We start from the raw sequence: 19,220 nt of genomic DNA on the forward strand, positions 1-19,220 counted from the left end.
TGGCGTAAACTCAGGTCCCAAATTTCCCTTTTAATCCACCACAAATCTCGTTTGTAATGGGTAAGAAAAGGTGTCAGGACTGGCTCTGTAGTTTTCTACAGAGCCAGTCCTGACACCTTTTCTTCGACAACTTGAGGATAAATGAGCAGTTCTTAGAGGCAAACGGTTGTGGAAAAGTACGCCTTCTTAAAACGTTGAGGTAGTCGATTCACGGTTAGCCGAGATGTTTCTGAAACGTGTGAATACGACGATACCATTCTGCTTGTGGACTGGAGTTCCAATCCTGGTTGCATACACCCGGCATTCTGCCCTTAACAGACGTCCATAAAGCACTGCTTACACTCTACATTCGTTCAAGGCGTATTCAAACAAGACCACTTCTCTGCGCTGTCTAAACAAGCCGCTCACGAGTGGGTTGGACGATTGGCGGAACACGGGACAGGGCAAACTTTTCGACTAAAGCGGCGATTCCATGTTGTTTCTCAAAATCGCGTTCCTCGGTATAGATCGGCAAAAGCGTGCACAGATGCACATCCCCGATCGGGTCGATCGCGATCGGGCTGTATTCCGCCAAATCCGCGAGCACGAGCCAGCATGTTTGCTCCGTTCCTTCCCCAAGTGGCTGCGGAGGATCGTCATTAGAGATGATCGACTGCGGGGAACGCAGGATAATATCGCCATCTACGATTCCCGCCACCAGATCTTTCAGCCATTGGATTGGCCAAGTATATCTTGGTTGCTGATAGCGCTGTTCCGTAAGGCTCCAGGTAAATGGAAGGTGGATCATCAGTTCCAACCGCGTCCGGCGTTGGGAGAACTCTGGCGTGTAGCAATTAATCTCACATAGGCCATTGGTGACTAATGTATGAAATGGAAACGTACTTGAAGGTGAGAGCAGTTCGATGGTTACCGTTAAGTCACCACCTTCCGAAGTAAATTGATCAATCACTTCTTGATTTGCATTACCGAGGCCGGTGCATATCGCCTCTAACAAACGCTTCCGCTGCTCCTCGCGAGTGGGTAACAAAGTTGCAGCGGCTACCTCGCCACCATGCTCTCTCAACAACTGCGCCATCTCAATGAACCCCAATTCTTCCGCATACGACAAGGGGCTTCGCGTTTCTCCTAAGTCGAGCGCATACGTGAAGTGAGGATCCGCGCCATGTTTGAGAAGTTTCCGAGCGATCTCCAAGTCGTTTTCTTGAACCGCAGCAATCAAGGGATCGCATTCTATGCTTGTTCGATCGAGTTCTGCACCACGTTCCAAAAGAAGATCGATGACTTCTGATGCTTGGCCATAGACGGCAAGACACAAAGCCGACTGTTGAGTATTCTCCTTTCGAGAGTTGATGTCGGTGCCTTGGTCTAGTAACCACTTCACCACAAGAGGTCGATTGCGACGAGCGGCGGCGCAAAGCCACGGGCCAACCGCGCTCTCATAAGTCTTGATTTCTGGATACTCGCGGAAGATTGTGGCCAAAACCCCGATGTCATTTGCTCGGATTGCCTGATTGACTTCCGCCGCTAAGTTTCGTTCTTCACCCGTCATGTCTTAGTTCTTCCTGCAGCAATCCTTGCATGGTCTTCTAATACTTCAATGAAATCTTCTCGTGTGCCACCACTTGCTTTTGCTTTGCGAAGATCAATGATCAACAGTTCCAGAGTATCCTTGCTGTGCTGACCTTTTACTTTGTTGGGAGCCCAGTATAACACCTCCTTTCCAAAAATGGGATCGATGCCGACTTCCCGTAGCAATTTTTGACCCTCTTTGACTAACGCACGCTGTGCTTCGCCATTTCCCCATTTAAAAAGGATATGATGCGCGTGCGGTTCATACATGCCGGCAGGTTTTGCTCCCTTGAGGGCGGTAAGATATGGACCCCAGCCATCCTTCTTCTCAAATGTTTCTATCAGCAAACGGTCGAGGTCATCAAGATGTCTCGCTAGGGTTGCTTCGTCCCATTTCGCAACTTTGGCGTAGCGTATCAAAAGTTCGCGGGCATTCTTTGCCGCATGGACAACATCGCCGGTCTTTTGCCAAGTCTTGACGAAGTACGCAGTCGCACGTTCGCACGGGCCCCCTTTGTTATGAACCCAGATGGCAGAATCACCAACGAAATACGTGTGGCTATCGGCAACCGAGAAGTTGTAAGTTGGCTGACATTCGGTTCGGTTATCGATCTCAGTGATCGAGATAACTTCCGCTGTTTGGCCGTCAGCGAGCACCAGCTGACTTCCAACCGAAAGTTCCTTTGCTGGCACAAACTCCAACAACTCTCGTTCAAAGAATGGGTGCTCGCCAGTAGTAGTGATTTTTTCGCTTGAGCCTGTCCCTAGAGCGTTGAGTTCAATCTCAAACAATGTGTCGGGATTCGTCTTGAATAATTCGACCACGGGCTTATACGTGGTCGGTGCATTGGGATCGCCCTCTGCACGCGTTAAGACCATGTCTCCCGGCACGATCTCCTCAATGGGCTTCACCCCATATCGCGTGTGTACCGGAGTGCCCGCGACAAAACACATGTCGTACCGTGCAAGCATTTTCACGATATCCGCAACCCGATCAAATGCCTTCACGATTTTGCTGATATTAGCAGCTTCAAGAAACTTAGCGGATTTTACTAGTCGATTGGCAATCCGACCTAAGTTAGCGGCTTTGGCCGTGGTGTATGCGACCGTGGCAGAACCGGTTGCTGGTGTTGCCGTCCCGCCAGTTGCTGCGGTAGCGAATGCCAGACCCGTCTCTATTGCGACGTATTCAAACACCTCGTAAAGGACGAGCCCTGTGATAAAACCGGCGTCGCGCGGCGTCATGTCAACTATCGCGTGTCCTAGTTCGGTAAAGATCATTGAAGTCCAATAGAGGGCTTCGTCTAGGACAACTCTTGCCCTCTCATCAACCGATTGGAGCATTTCGTTAAGCTTGTCCATATCGCCAGACATGATGGCGGTGAAAAGCTCATCTCCTCCTTCGCTAACAAAGTCAATAAATTGATTCGTAAGATCCTTCAGCGTTTCAATTTGCTGTTCAGTCCAAGCGGCTGTCTTAATTAACGTGATGCTCCGATCGAAAACTTCTTGCTTATCCATGTAGCCGTGGTAGTCATTCGTCGCGTAGACAAACCACCCCCAACCTTCCACAGCAGCGTCGTACGACTTCTCTGCCAAGTACCATCCGAGACGAGGAGCCATAGCGAAAATACCGTTCCAGGCGCCGTCTTTGATTCCATCGATAGCGCCCCAGCCAAACGCACTCAGGTTCTCGTTGCTGAGTTCGACTCCTTCGTTGAGAAGCTTTTGAAACTTTTCAATGAGTTCTTTCTGCCGACCTTGGAGTTCGATGTCTCGATCCAATATCTGGGCGCCGAATTCAGCCGCAATCTCAGCTTCTGCCGCTTCGGCATCGGCATGGTGAACGAAGCCCATATCAGAGGCCGGGTTGTTTCCTAGTTTCGGCCCTTCTTGTGCGTGAATATGGGGAGCGGCAGCATTGCCATTGACGGGAGCGATGATTGGCTCGGCAACAAAGTCAACAATTGGTCGGAGCTGCTGTGGTGCCCGAGCCAATCTACCTTGAAAGGCCCAAAGGTCGGCCAAACGATCATCGAGTCCCCGCAAGATTTCCTCGACTTCACGGGCATCATTTTTTGTGCCGTTAGAAACCGGCAGTGCGAATGTGGGTTGACTGAGGTCCACAATCCACTGCGGGGCTTCTTCTGGAATATCCAGGCCACCGTCTGATCGTCCATATCCATCGTAGGACCTCCAGGTGGATTCCACTTCACTCGCTTCCGCTCCCACATTCCAGAAACTGGCCGAGAACTGTTCCTGCGGCTGTGCGACCGACGTGTAGTAGTTGCTCCAGTACCAGTAACCGTAGCTCCAGTAGCTGCCATACCACGGGTTGTCGTACCACCACCAAGAGCTTGTGCCGTAGTACCCCCAGGCTCCCCAGTTCCAGTGGTAGTACGAGCCGTAGCCGTACCAACTATTGGTGCTGTAGGCGTTGGGGATGGTTATGTCATAGTCGCTGGCAGAGCCGATCCAGACCGTGTACTCCGAACCCACGTTAGGAGGCGCGGTGATGGTGGGTAGATCGGTTCGATAAACGCCCGTCTGCCCCAGGCTGGCGATGGCGGACGATTGGACGTAAGCAAATCCATAATCGAGGCTAACTGCGGCGGAGTTATATAAGCTGCTGGCTATGACCTGGGCCGACTTCCAGAACGCGTCGGCGTTGATCTGAGCTGTTTCCGCCGCGGCTTGTGTGGTTGCCTGGGCGATTGCTCGGGTTTCCTCTGCGCCTGTGACGGCGGTTACCTGGTTAGCCCGGGCTGCGTACTGGGCGGCGTCGTACGAAATCCAGGGAGATGGGTTCGCCGTGGCGGCATTCGAGACAGCTGTAGCGAAGGAGTTTGCTTCAAGCTGGCGATATTCCGCGTCGAGTTCTGCCCAGTCGGTGATCGACTGGAGGTACGCGGCGACTTCTGTTAGGGAGTAGTCTTGTTCGGCCGAAATCTTCGCGTTGGCAAGAGCTACGTCCGCGGCGATCTGGTCGAGGTTCGACTCGTAATCTGCCGTGGCGAAGTCGTAGAACTTGTTGGCCTGGGCACTGGCTTCCGCCGCGTACCACTGGTTCGCTTCGGTCTGCTTGATCTGGGCGAGGGCCGAATTTGCATTGTCGATGGCCGTGTCGCGGGCTGCGTCGTCTTCGTCGTAGACGTAATCGCGGTAGGCCTGCGAGACGGCGACAGCGTAATCCCGCTCGCCTTGGGCGACTGTCGTAATGTAGTCTCCGGCTGGGTTGATCAGCGCGAAGACATAGTCGCGGACGGAAAGAGCCCGCGTGTAGGCGGCATCTCTTTGGGCGGCGGCATTCGTATTGGCGTGATTCTTTTCGGCGGTGGCGATGGTCTTCTCACGCAGAATGTAACCGTTGGCCAGTGCCAGGGCGTAATCGGATTCGGCCGTGTTCCGTTCCGTCGCCAGGTTCATATAGTCGTTATTGACGCTGAGCCACCAGTTGCGCTGGGTTTGGGCGGCCACGACCAGGTAGTCGGTCCACGGGATGTTCAGCTCGGTGTCGATACTGGTGTGGGCGGTAACGCGGGCGTTTTCCTGGCTGTTCCAATAGTTAACGTCCGCCGAGGCCATCGCCGTGCGCTGGTTGTTGCGGGCGATGGTATCGTTCACCCAAAATGCACCGGCGGCGTCTGCTTTGGCGTATTCGCGAGTTTCTGCTGCCGCGGCTAGTTGAACCGTGTAAGTGTAGTTAAGCGTTGCCAGCGAGTCGGAAAGGACTTTGTCCGCGGCGGCCTCTCCACTGGAGTAGGTAGCCCTCCCTTGCGCATCCAGGTTTTGCCAGGCGAGTTTGGCGTCGGCCAGGACCGTTGTTTTGACGAGAGCGGCATCCGCCATCGTTTCGTTGCGAGTCTTGGTGCGATCGTCGTATTCGACCTCATTCAACTCGTCAATTTCATACTGCTTCTGGGCAGTCGCACCGGTGATGGCATACGCTTTGTCGGCAGTAGCAACGGCGATTTCATAGGTGCCGGTGACTTGGGAAGACGCGCTCCTGCGGACATTGTCCAGGCCTACGATTGCGGACTGGTGGGTGACAAGCGCGGCTTGTGAATTGATCGCCCGCAGTCGAGCTTGTTCGGCGGCCGTTTGGATGTAGCCTTCATCCGCGACGGCATCGGCAAGTTTACGAGCCTTGCGAGCAATGGCCAGTTCATAGGCAAGCTGTCCATCGGCGGTGGCTCTGCTGGTTGCGTAGTTGACGTAGGCAATGCTGGTGTCGTCGATCCAGTCGGCATACACTTCGGCATAGGTCGCCTCGTAGATTGCCTGGTCGGATCCCGTCGCGATCGCGATGGCCGCAAGTTGTTGAGCGCGAGCATCGGATTGATCTTGGTGGTAAACCGCCTCAGCTGTCGCAATGGCGCCGGCATGGGCGGCGTTGGCATTACGTTCTAAAGCACGGAGTGAGACCTTAGCCGATTCCAAGTCGTCGACCTTGTCGACATCGGCACTGGCGAGGCCAATTGCCATCGCTTTCTCGGCGTTGGCAATTGCCGTTTTCTGGATACTATCAGCCGAAGCAACCGCTGATTCGTACGCGGTATCGACGGCATTGATCGCCGCGGCATAGTTCACGCCTGCGGTCGCGCGGGCCGTTGCCAAGGCGATTTCTACATCGCCCAGGGCTTCCGCCCGATCGATTTGGGCGTCACCGACCTCTTCGGCGTAGGCCAACCTGGCAGCTTTGTTGGCGTCGTTTTTGGCTTCGTCGATTCCTTCTAAGGTGTCTTGAAGTGAATCCCAGGCGGTATTGTCACTGTTGTACCAGCCGCCCCAACCGTAGCCGTGACCCCAGTAATAGCCACGTCCCCAGCCGCCCCAGCCATAGGCGCCGTAATTCCAGCCTCCGCCGTACCACGAGACGCTTCGCCAGCCGTAGTAGTTAGAGTAGTTGCTGTAGACGTAGCCGCTGTAATTGGAATAGCCGTAGTAGTAATACGAACTGTAGTAGGAGTAGCCATAGTATCCGTACCCATAGCCGTAATAGTAGTAGTCATCATAGTAATACGAAGAGCCGTTCCAGGTAAGTTCGTTCCACTCGTCTGTGGAATCGAGGTAATATTGCCGCCACGCGTCGCCCAGGTCTTCGGCGTGGGCGATGGCGGAGTCTTTGGCAGATGTCTTGGCGTTGGCTTCTGCCAGGTGTACTGCGGATTCGTAGTCCAACTGGGCATTAATGCTCGCTTCTTCGTGCATGGCTTCAGCCGTGACGCTGGCCACATAGAGGGTCGCATCGGCCTGAGCCAATCCGACGGACTGGTTGTAGTTCGCCGTCGCTATGGATGACGCGTGATTGGTTGCGGCCGCGTTGACTTCGTAGACAAAAGCGACATTGGCGGTCAGCGTTGCCTGAAGATGGTCGTAACCGGCATAGGACACGGCGTCTTCGTACAAGTCGCGAGCAATTCGCAAGGCATCCGCCCAGTTCATATCGGCGGTCGCGACAGCGCTCTGGAAGGCGGAAAGTTCGCTACCGATGGCACCGGCAGCCGCTTGCTTGATGGCCGCGTATACCTGATAGAGAGAGACCTCGTAATATCCTCGAGCGGAAACACGATCTTCTTCTCGGGCACGCTGTGCGACGTAGGTGTCTACCTGATAATCCGCACCGGCAACCGCCTCGGCGTAATCATGATTTGCAGTCGCCGTGGCAGTACTGACATCGTAGGAGGACTGCAGATTGGCCATGGTTGTGGCATAGTTGACATCGATGGTAGCAAGTGCCTCTGCCAGATCGATTTTTGCGCCGCGAACGGCTGCGGCCAGTGTTCTTTCGGCTGCGGCCGAATCCTCGGCTGCTTCATTTTGGTCCTCTTGCGCGTCGAGCGCATCGCCAGCGGCATCTGTTTCGCGATACTTGTACTGGTCGGCGATGGCATCGGCGCGGGCCGTTCGGAGATCATCCCAGGCGGCATGGGCCGCGTCATCGAACGTTTCCGTGATGGTCGTCATTTCATCGTTGTAGGCATCTTGTGCCGCTTGCGCGCGACTATCGTAGGTTTCGTAATCGATGTCACCACGATTGTACTCTCGACTAGCCGATCCGATCTCTCCACTACGCGTCGCGGCAGCCGACGAGGAACTGTTGCGATACTCAAGCCATGCAGCGGCCATGGCAATTTGATATGCCGTTTCAGCTGCGGAAGTATTGGCAGAATGGCTTGCCGATTGAGCACCGTCGTCATCGCGATCGGCCTGGGCACGGTCGCTTGCGGCCTGGGTGCTGGAAAGCGAGATGCCTGCTTTCGCCAGTGCGTATTGATATTTGGCTTCAGCCACCGTGGAGGCGAAATCATTGCGTGCATCTGCGATGGCGTTGACTTCGGTCTCGTAGGCCTGGGCCGCACCGGTGGAATAGTTATAGTCGGCAGTGGCGACGCTAGACGTGTGATTGTAGTTTGCCGTAGCCAGGGCCGTTGCATAGGCGACTTCCGCATCGCCACTGGCAATTGCCCAGTCAACTTCAACGCCCCCAAGATTTTCGTGCAGCGCGGACCAAGGAGTTTGCACATTGCTATTCCAGGCGGTCACGATGTTGTCGTAAGTTGCGGCGGCATCGATCCGGAAACTCCGCAATGCGCCGGCATTGTCCACCAATTGGTCGCCGTCGAACTGTGCTTTCGCAACATAATAGGTGCCGTCGGCCATCGCCACGGCATCCGTGTATGCGGTGTTGATGGCGGCAAGGGTGCGGTCAAAATCCCCTTCGAGTTCGGTTGTGTCGATCGCGAAGTCGCGATCGATCAACGCCGTGGTTTCGTGATAGACTTTGAGATCACCCGCAATTTCTACCGCCTGATCATTTTGATCCTGAGAAAGAGTTTCACGATAGTCGCTCCAGAGGTCTCGGGTGGTATCTGTCCAGGCCTGATTGGCGTTGATGTTAGCTTCCTGGAGATCGTACGACGCATTATTCATTGAGACGTTGAAGTCGTGATTGATGCCAGCTCCATCCGCTGGTGGTACGTAGATTTCATAGTTCGCGTAGCCGTAGTAGTAGTAATACGAATTGCTGGTAGAGCAGGAGCTTTCACGAATTTCCAGGACGCGAGCATCCACCAAATCATTCGTACGAGTGTGGTAGGCGTCCGTGATTGCGAGCGAGTAGGCTTCGCCGGCCTCAGCACTGCTGTGTGCGCGGTCGTTTCTGGCCGTAGCCATGTCGTCACGGAGCGACTTACGCGTCTCGGCAGTTTCCACAGCCTGATCACGCATTTTGAGCGAGCTTTCGTCCCAGTACACTTCCTTGGCGTCGACTCGTTCGCTCGTTGCTTCGAACTTCAACTGCGTCAGGGCTTGGCTATGGGTGTGGGTCGCTTGGGCGATGGCGTTTGCCTGATTCTGATTGGCCGTCGCGATCGCACCTTCACGATTCAAATGGGCCCCTGCAAGATTCTGGTAGTAGGTAACATTGATATTTGCCAAAGCGGCTTGATATGCCGACCAGGGCGTTCCGGTGGCACTGCTCCAAGCCGCGAGAGCATTTCTTTTTGCTTGTGCTTCGGCCACCCATGAGTTCGCTCGGGCGGTCTCGATGGTACTTGCCTCGGTGAAGGCATTGGTGGCGTAGCCTTCGTCACGTGTCTTTGCCGCGTCGGCCAGGGCAAGATCTCGCTCTTTGAGGGCCTCCGCTCTCGCATCTTCCAACGCTACCGTGGCATTGATCTTTTTGCTGCGTTCGGCCTCGTAGTAGTCAGCGACGGCTTCGTCAAAAGCAAACGCCGAATCACTTACCGCTTGCGAGTAGTCACGATAGGCATCGGCGACTTCCGTGTTGTATTGTCGCACCGACGGAGCGACGGCTTCGTCGTACGCATTTCGCGCCGCGGAGACATCCTTTTCGAGGGTCGTGCGGGCGTCGAATTCTGCCTGGATTCTTTCTACGCGAGCGTTGTACCAGACGTCGCAGTCGGTCGAGTCTTCCACGGCGTCATTGAATGCCTCGTTGGCATCGTTGATTGCATCACGATAGTTCTGATGAGCCGCGTCGACCGCGTCATTCAGCGTCTGTCTTGCAGGTTCAATCGAGTTCTGTAGCGTTTCATAGGAAGTATTTCGTGACTCGTAATAGGTGTCATACGCCGACTGTCGCTGGTCGTAGTAGGCTTGGCGAGCGGACGACAAATCGTCATAGGCATTCGATGGATCAGCATAGATGGCGTCACGATAAGCCTCCCACGCATCCTTGAGAGCTTCGTTGTAGTCGTCGGTGATCGTCTTCACCGCGTCCTGATACGTCTGGCTGACCGTTCTATCCTGAGCTATGCGGGTAGCCTGGGCTCCGTAGACGGCGTAATTCAGATTGTTATTTGCGGCGGCACTTTGTGTTCGGTAAGTCGGATCCGCATTTAAGTTGTATGTCGGACCAGAATAGGTCGGCACCGAAGCCGGAGGAGCAGGCTGATTCCCATCAGCAGGCAAGACCAGTGAATCTCGACCTGGTTCGGTCGGCCATTGCATCGGGTCGAAATCAAAACTGGTTGTGTCACCCGAGAAATTCGACAGGGCTGTTTGATACGATGCCCCAGCTGCCGCTATCGCCACGAGATAGGCGTCCATGGCATCGGCAACATCTTGTTCATACTGCTCGTCCGCATCCTTGATTTCGGTATCCCTGTCTTCGGCTGCTTCGTCGACTGCGTCGTCGAAATCTTCGTCCGCGGAACCCTTGGCAGCCTTCAGAGCATCGGAGGCATCGGCAAGATCATTGTCTCGCGTATTGGCTCCGCTGGATGTGCTTCCCAGAAACGATGCGTAGGCCGTTGCCAATGCTTGCGCTTCCGTGCTATCAGGATTGCTGTCGTAGACGAAGCCTAGCGTTTCCCAGGTACTGGTAGATAGGCGATTGTCATCGTTATCCAATTCCACCGCCCTGACGCGCAGTTCAATCCACCCGTAATCCAGACCCGATGGATAATACGAAAAACTTCCGTAGTAGGACGTAACGGATCCATCGATCGAGCCATCACCGTCATGATCAAACTCTAGCAGAAGTCCTCCATACCCTGACCCTCCATCGTAGCCTTCGACGTTACCTTCTACCCAGGCAGAGTTCGTACTCAGGTCGCTATTTGAGGCGCCACTGTCATAGGAAAGCCGGAAATCCACGACTCGTAGAGCACTGGAGGTGCCGCTGGTGGCCTGTTCCAGCGTGAAATTGAAGTCTTCCCAATCGCTGCGAAGCAGTTGGCCTGTCGGAGAATAGTCTTTCGTTCGAATCGATAAGGTGACGTTGCCCGTGGTCTCAATTGTCGGGCTATAGCTCCATGTTCTGTCAGCTTTGACCAAAGTGGTGCCATCGACGACGCCATCCCCGTCAACGTCGATTTCGATCGTCATGTTGCCCTGATAAGCATCGCGACTCACTTCACCTTGGATACGCGCGTCCTTGGTTACCTTGTCGGTCGAGGAGTAGCCGTCGTCGTTGATCAGCCCAATATTCGACAGCCCGGCTGCGACGTAAGTGACTTCGGTATAGTTGACGGTAACACTTTGCCAACTTCCGTTAAGCACCGTACTGCTCGATGGGGAAATCGCTCTCGATCGAACCGCCAGCGAAGTCGTGCCGTCGGGAAGGTTCGGCAACGCGACTTCAAAGCGACCAAATTCATCGGTCGTCGTAAAGTAGTCGGCCGTGCCATCGCCATCGGTATCGATTTCAATCTGGCGGCCGTCGACCGAATGTTGGTAGGTGATACGACCAGACAACGTAGGAACGCTCGTCTCTTCTCCGGCATCAAATTCAATATCAAAGAGAGCCGGTGCGGCGTCAGTTTGATCTTCCGCCGTGAACGTTATGGATTCCCAGGCACCCACCAGGTGATCACCTGACTGGCTATCATATTCCACCGCACGGAATGCAAATGTTTGAGTTCCAGAATCGAGTGAGGAAGGAGTATAGAGGAAGATTCCATCGGCATTCGTGAAGATCGTCGCATCGGCGACGCCATCGCTATTGGTGTCTACCTGGACGGTGACGTTCGCAACACTGGCGTCATCGGCAATATTCCCGATGATCGTACCATTTTCGGTGAGTCCATCCCCTTCGGTACCGGAGTCACTTAACAGAGCGAGGGACTCGACGATCGCCGTTGAAGCGGTCGACTCTTGATAGGTGAACGTGAATTCACTCCAAGGGCCGGTGATCGTCGTGCTTTGGGCGTACTGGTAGCCGATAACACGCGCCGCGACGGTATGTTGTCCGTAGGCAAGATCGACAGGTGTGTAGGTCAGATTGCCGTTGCTATCCAACAAACTGGTGGCATCGCTGGTCCCATCTCCGTCGAAATCGAGTTCGACGAAGTCTGCGACAACATCGCCTGTTACCTCGACGGACGCGATAAGCGTGGGATTGGAAGTAATATTGTCGGCATCATCGAGACCTGTATCGACGGCAAGTCCCAAGTTGCTGAGCGTTGGTGGAGTAGCTGTCGCCAACTCATAGGTAAAGGTGAACGTTTCCCACGGACCACTCACATCCTGGTCTAGATAGGGATCATACCACATCGCCCTGGCTGATATCGTGATGCTGCCTGGCGACATGTCAGAGGAATCAAAAAGGAACTGGCTATCCGACTGCGGCTGGGAAATCGCGTCAACTTCTCCATCCTGATCGAGATCGAATTGAACGACGACATCTCGGTCGGAAAGTGAGCTACCGTCGTTCGCTGAAATTGATCCGGTCACCGTAGTCAAGGAACTGATCAAATCGCTGTCCGACGCCCCATCATCCACCAGCAGCGACATCGTCGTTTCGATGGGCGAAGGTGGCGTATAGGTAAAGTACAGAGAACGCCAACTGCTGTACGACGTATCGCCAACAACGCTATCGACCGTCTTCGATCGGACGCGAAGGTGACGATAACCTGATTGCAACGAGGTGGGCGTGTATTCGAAGAAGCCATCCGAACCTACGCCAAATTCGTCGTCGGGGGTATCGTCGTAGTTCCAATCGATTTCCAGCGTAACGTCTTGACCTTGCTGGATCTGATCGGCAATTTGTCCGGTAAGCGTTGGATCTGCCGTGACGCGATCGGAATCGGAGTAACCGGTATCTTCTCGAAGTTCAAGCGTGGTAACGGCAGGTGACGGTGCGGCTTCGTACTCAAACCAATACGTCGTCCAAGGACCGTACAGATACATTCCGTACTCGGTGCTCCACTCCAAGGCCCGAGCACGTATGGAGTGCCATCCCGTGGTTAGGCCGGTGGGACGATACTCAAACTGTTGTTGTTCGTCCGTGCTGACTTCGTCATCGGCGATACCATCTTCGTCGATATCAATTTGCACGCGCGCCCCCGATGGTAGCGGCGGAGTATCGCTGTTATTGGATGGATCGCCGATGTAGGTGGAGACGAGATTTCCCGTCGATTCCAGGCCACCTCCACTGCCGGGCTCGTTCGAAGCCTCCCCGTATCCGCCACCGGAGTAGTAGTCATCATAGTAGTATTCGTCGTAATAATAGCCCTCGCCGCCATAAGAGCCGTATTCATTACCTGTATTGACTTTCCCTGTGACGACGAGTCCATAGTGGTTGTAGCCTTGGAAATCGTCACTATCCAGAGATTCTCCCCGCCCGACGTCATGGTCCATGTCACTGATCGAATAGCTCGATGTTGGTGGCGTGGTCAATTGGAAGCTGAAACTTTGCCAGTCTTCATGGGTTTCCGTACCGTTTTCAATTTGTGTCAGACGGTATTTGAAGGAAAGGCTTCCGACGTAATCTTCCAGCGAAGGATCGGTCATCCGCGGATCGTATTCGAATATCTCGCCGCTTGTGGCAATATCAACAAAGCCGTCGGTAATCCCATCGTTGTCGTGGTCGAATTCGATGCGCGCGGTTGCTTGGCCAAAATCACCCACAACTCGGCCGGTCATGATCGGATTCGCGGTGTATTTGTCCGTTGGATTGGCGGTGTCTCGTAGCAGCTCGAAGGATTCGATCCGCATTGGTCCCGTAGCTGCATCCGCTTCGGCCGTGTAGACGAATGTACGCCAGGGTGAAGCAATTATCTCGACATCATTGTCATCGAATTGCCGCGTTCGGTACCGTATGGAAACGAGACCTTCGAAGTCTGCCAGGGCGGGATCACCTGACGTGGGTTCGTATACGACTCCGCTCGGTGTCGCGTAGTTCAAGGTGCTTTCGGGTGAATAGTCGCCATCATGATCGAATTCGACCAGGACGTAACCCGTCGTCCATGTCTTGTCAAAGGAAGCAACGATCGTGTGATCGGTTGTGACTTTGTCGGTACTTGAAGAACCGGTGTCGTTTTCAAGAGCGACTCCGGTCAATGCAGGTGCGGATGGAGGATCTTCGTTGTCACGAATTCCGACTAAGTGAAGACCACCGACCGGGGAATACTCGCCGGACCCATCGTCCATCACGCGGACTTGCAGGTATTCGTATCCCTCGTAAATGGCATCGTCTTGCACGGAAATCGTGATCTCCGCGTATTGCTCGCCTGCCGCAAATAATACCGTTCCAAGTCGAGTAGTGTCACTGAAACTGGTCGCCACAAGTGTGTAGTCGGAACTGTACGTCGCGCTGGTGTCGTACGCCAGGAAGAACTGAGCCGTGAGTGGGGCTTGAAGATCGCCGGTGCGTCTCAGGCGGATTAAACCGTCACTGAGCCCTTCACGACCTGAAGTTACCGAAGCAATCGAAACTTCCGGCAGTATGGGACCGCCACCATAGCCGCCATATTCGTCGACGGTTCCTGAAATGCTGAAGTTAAACGGATCTTCATCCGGATCGTTCGTCTCGAAGCTGACTTCCCCAGAGTAGGTGCCGCCATAGTCGGCGTTGAGCTGAATGGTAAACGACGTGCTCTGCCCTGGATCGAGCGTTGTATCGCCGAAATTCGAAGTAACAGAGAACCCTGCCGGCACATTGATGGTGCCAAGCTCTAAGACTCCATCTCCGGCGTTGGCCACCTGGAAAGTTACCGATTGAGGCGAATTGAGACTGATCGTTCCGAAGTCATAGCTTCCCGAGCCGTCGTCGATGCTGCCTCCGCCGTAAGAAGATTGATAGACGTCAATGTCAGGAATTTCTGACGAACCTCCGTAGCCCTCTTCCACCACTCCGGAGATCGCGAAGTTATATGGGTTCTCGTCGGAGTCATTGGTACTGAAACTGATTTCACCAGTGTAGGTTCCCGCGGTAGTGGCCGTGAGTTGCACCGTGAAATACGTACTCTGCCCGGAAGAGAGCGTCGTATCATCAAACGATTCGAGAACGACAAAGCCATCGGGAACGGAGAGTGTGCCCAAGCTAAGAATACCGACCCCCTCATTCGTCACGCGAAACTGCTGGGAAGCAGGCTGGCCAACACCCACGGGATCAAAAGCAAAGCTGCCGTAATCGTCCAGGACTTCCGTCCCCGAGTAGGCGTTGTATCCGCCGTAATCCACTTCATAGACGCCCACTTCAACGTCTTCGACGACATTTCCACTAAGAGTGAAGTTGTATGGGTTCTCGTCGGCGTCGTTGGTGTTGAAGCTGAGTTCGCCGGAATAGCTTCCGCCATAATCCGCATTGAATCGGACCGTGAAATAGGTGCTCTCACCAGAGCTAAGGCTGATATCCCCAAAAGATTGAACGAGACTAAAACCGCTGGGGAGGTTGATCGTGCCAAGGGTCAGCGTACCGCTGCCCGTGTTGGTGACCAGGAACTCCTGAGTTTGAGGGGAACCTTGACCGACGTTGCCAAAGTTAAAGCTGCCGTAGTCATCGGCAACCTCGCTGCCGAGATAGTAGCCACCGTATTCCGTTTCCTGCAGATAGATCTCGGGCAGACCTCCATATTCGTCCATGGTGCCCGAAATCTGGAAGTTGAAGGGGTTCTCGTCGCTGTCATTCGTACTGAAGCTAAGTTGCCCGGAATAAGTTCCGCCGTAGTCGGCGTTAAACTGAATCGTGAAACTCGTGCTCTGCCCTGGATCCAGGGTCGTGTCCCCAAACGACGAATAGACACTAAAGCCATTAGGTACCGTGATCGATCCCAGATTGAGGACACTCGTACCATCATTGGTTACCTGGAAGGTATGCATCAAAGGTGAGGAGGGGTTGGACGTACCAAAGGCGTAATTGCCATATCCGTCCGCTATCGAAACTCCGCCATACTCGTCGTCATAGACGGTAATTTCTGGTGCTCCACCATACTCGTCGACGGTCCCTGTTAGATTGAAATTAAACGGACTTTCGTCATCATCGTTCGTGGGAAAGCTGACTTGACCGGAATAGCTTCCGCCGTAGTCCGCGTCGAGCCGAATCGAGAAGGTAGTACTTTGTCCTGGATCGAGCGTCGCGTCGCCAAAGGATGAGTCGACGCTGAAACCTGAAGGAACCATGATCGCGCCGAGTTCCAGCAAGGCGTTGCCGCTGTTGGTGACCTGGAAAGTATGCGTCCTTGGCGAACCTGGCACCGTTGTTCCAAAAGCATAGCTACCATAGTCATCCAGCACGACCGAGCCACCGTATTCATCGTCGAAGACAATGATTTCCGGGGAGCCCCCTGCCCCACCGTAATCATCAACCGTGCCGGAAATGTTGAAGTTGAACGGGCTCTCATCGCTGTCGTTCGAGCTGAAACTGACGTTGCCCGAGAACGTGCCACTGTAGTCCGCGTTCAGTTGAATCGTGAAGGTCGTGCTTTGGCCAGAATCGAGGGTCGAATCACCAAACGTCGAATAAACGCTGAAGCCACCTGGGACATAAATGTTACCTAGGTTCAGAGTGTCCGTTCCGTCGTTTGTGACTTGGAACGTATGAACCAAAGGAGAATATTGATCGGTCGTACCAAAGGCATAACTGCCGTAGTCATCGAGAATCGAGCTACCACCATACTCGTCGTCGTAAACGGTAATCTCCGGTTCACCACCATATTCATCGACAACGCCGGAGACGGCGAAATCGAACGGATTTTCGTCACTGTCGTTGGTCGCAAAGCTGATCGTTCCACCGTAATTGCCTGAGTTGGCTGCCACCAGCCGAAGTTGGAAGGTGGTGCTTTGCCCTGGCGACAGAGACGTCGTGCCGAAGCCTGAGTACACGCTAAAACCGATGGGAAGAGTGATGCTACCCAGCGTAAGCGTCGCATCACCATCGTTGGTCACCTGGAAGGTATGCGTGATGGGACTACCAACACTGGTCGTTCCAAAGGCATAACTGCCATAGTCATCCAGGATCGAAGAACCACCGTAGGCGTCATCGTAGAGGGTGATTTCAGGATTGCCGCCGTAGCCACCATACTCATCGACCATTCCCGACAAGTTGAAGTTGAACGGGTTCTCATCGCTGTCGTTGGTGATGAAGCTGAGCTGGCCCGAGTAGCTGCCACCGTAATCGGCATCTAGTTGAATAGTGAACGTCGTGCTTTGCCCCGGCTCCAGCGATGAATCCCCGAACGATGAGTAAACACTGAATCCACTAGGAACGCTGATCGAACCTAAGTTGAGCGTGCCTGATCCGTCGTTCGTGACCTGGAACGTGTGCATGACCGGCGAATACTGGTCGGTCGTGCCGAAGGAATAGCTGCCATAGTCGTCCAGGAGCGAAGAACCGCCGTAGCTGTCGTCATAGACCGTGATCTCAGGGGTTCCACCATACTCATCGACCATTCCCGAAAGGTTGAAGTTGAACGGGTTCTCATCGCTGTCGTTGGTGCTGAAGCTAAGTTGGCCCGAGTAGCTGCCACCGTAATCGGCATCTAGTTGAATGGTGAAGGTCGTGCTCTGACCAGGCTCCAGCGACGAATCGCCGAACGATGAGTAAACACTGAATCCACTGGGGACGCTGATCGAACCTAGGTTGAGCGTGTCGGTACCATCATTGGTCACCTGGAAGGTGTGCGTTAGAGGCGAATATTGGTCTACCGTGCCGAACGCGTAGCTGCCATAGTCATCCAGAATCGACGATCCGCCATAGCTATCGTCATAGACAGTGATCTCCGGCGCCCCACCGTATCCATCGTCGATGTTGAGTTCCAACTGGTAGTCGAACGAAGAACCACCATACCCCGATCCCCCGTAGTCCGAATCGTACGCGTCATTCCCGTCGGACGAGACGCCCAGGTAGTAGGTACCGCCGTACTCCGAGGTAAATTCCAGCACCGGGTCACCCCCGTAGCCGGAGTCGGGATCGTTGGTCTCGTAGTAGTACGAATCGGCTACCTCACCGCCGTAGCTGTCGAACAGACGCAGATGCGAGTAGCCGCCGTAGCTCCAGTAGCTTCCATCGTCTAACACGTAGCTGTCGATATCGGCCGAAAGAGTCTCGCCTGGTGCCAACGTGATCTGGAACATATCGACGTCGGCCGTACCATAGGCTCCATCGCCGATCGTCGAGTCGATCTGCGTTTGCGTACCTGGGGTGACGCTGACCAGCTGGGCCGTGCCGCGGGTGTCGTCGATATCAGACGAGGTAACGGTACCGCTCAGGTCGAAGTTGAACGGGTTCTCGTCGCTGTCGTTGGTGCTGAAGCTGATCGTGCCGTTGAACGTTCCCACGCTGTCGGCATCGAAGCGGATCGTGAAGGTGGTGTATGCACCGGGTGCCAGCGAAGTAGAGCTGAAAGAGGAATCAACACTGAACGAAGAGGTGGTACTGATCTTGCCGAAGGTCAGCGTGTCGGTTCCGCTGTTGGTGACGCGGAAGGTGCGAGTTAGATCCGAGCCCAGGTCGGTCGTTCCAAAGGCATAGCTGCCGTAGTCATCCAGGATGCTGCTGCCGCCATACTGATCGTTGTAAACGTCGACTTCGGGCGCCCCACCATAGCCATCGCCAATATTGAGTTCCAGCTGATAGTCGAAGGACGATCCACCATAGCCGGAACCGCCGTAGTCCGAATCGTACGCGTCGTTGCCATCCGAAGAGACGCCGAGATAGTAAGTGCCTCCGTAGGCCGAGGTGTACTCCAGTACCGGGTCACCACCATAGCCGGAGTCAGGATCGTTGGTCTCGTAATAGTACGAGTCGGCTACCTCGCCGCCGTAACTATCGAACAGACGCAGATGCGAATAGCCGCCGTAGCTCGAGTACGTGCCATCGTCCAGCACGTAGCTGTCGATGTCGGCCGAAAGGGTCTCGCCAGCGGACAACGTGACCTGGAACATGTCGACGTCGGCCGTGCCATAGACGCCGTTGCCGATTTGCCCCTCGATGACGAACTCGGTGCTCGAAATAACGCTGGCCACCTGAGCGGAGCTGATCGTGTCGTTGTTCTCCTGGGAGAGTAAGTCCGCGGTGAGCAGCTTACGTACTTCCAAGGTCTCGATCGAACTCTGTCGAGTCTTCCTCCGTTTTTGCCGCTGTAACTTCTTGCGTTGGGTACTTTTTGCGGTGGACCTGACAGAGCGTCGCGCTGACATGATCGATCATCCTGATGCGGTAAGAAAAACAGATAAGTCAATACCGAGTATCCCTATCGAGAGGGACACCTGGAAAAGTGCTATCGCCCCCCCCGATTGATGAGCCGCCGATTAAATCAGCACAATTAGCAGCGGTCAAGTATTTTTTTAGAAAAGTAAGAAACTTAACCCTTGGACAATCAATGCCTAACAGAGCGCCAGAAGTACCGCTATACTAGTGACAATGGCGGTTAAATCTCCTAAGGAGTCAGCAGAAAACTCTC

General features: G+C 54.3%; 2 protein-coding genes. Both read right to left on the minus strand.

The genetic code is table 11. The annotated features are described in order from the left end of the window. Positions 1 to 391: 391 nt before the first annotated feature. Positions 392 to 1,549: a suppressor of fused domain protein gene (locus tag Pan97_RS13220; RefSeq protein ID WP_144973258.1), complete on the minus strand. Its 1,158-nt coding sequence runs from the start codon at positions 1,547 to 1,549 to the stop codon at positions 392 to 394. Next, a complete protein-coding gene (locus Pan97_RS13225) occupies positions 1,546 to 18,855 on the minus strand; it encodes a choice-of-anchor D domain-containing protein (protein WP_165698738.1) in 17,310 nt (5,769 codons plus the stop codon). The genes Pan97_RS13220 and Pan97_RS13225 overlap by 4 nt, the downstream gene beginning before the upstream one ends. Positions 18,856 to 19,220: the final 365 nt, after the last annotated feature.

This window comes from Bremerella volcania (genome assembly GCF_007748115.1).
Classification (GTDB): Bacteria; Planctomycetota; Planctomycetia; order Pirellulales; family Pirellulaceae; genus Bremerella; species Bremerella volcania.